Origin of the sequence: Ensifer sp. ZNC0028 (assembly GCF_000799055.1) — a bacterium.
Taxonomy (GTDB): domain Bacteria; phylum Pseudomonadota; class Alphaproteobacteria; order Rhizobiales; family Rhizobiaceae; genus Ensifer.
Map to the genome: position 1 here is coordinate 1 of NZ_JTLA01000276.1, position 207 is coordinate 207.

1 protein-coding gene is annotated in these 207 nt (G+C 60.9%); it reads left to right on the plus strand.

The window, feature by feature from the left end; all coding sequences use genetic code 11:
• Nucleotides 1-207 (plus strand): aminotransferase class I/II-fold pyridoxal phosphate-dependent enzyme (locus L981_RS32990; protein WP_043627251.1); only part of this gene is annotated, 207 nt, incomplete at both ends.

The following is a 207-nucleotide window of genomic DNA, read 5'->3' on the forward strand; positions in this document are numbered from 1 at the left end:
ACGGCATGGCCTCGGTGCGCTTCATCTGCGGCACGCAGGAGGAGCATAAAGCACTCGAGGCCCGGATTTCGTCGTTCCTCGGCCTGGAAGACACGATCCTCTATTCGTCGTGTTTCGACGCCAATGGCGGCCTGTTCGAAACGCTCTTGGGCGAAGAGGACGCGATCATCTCCGACGCGCTCAACCATGCCTCGATCATCGACGGCG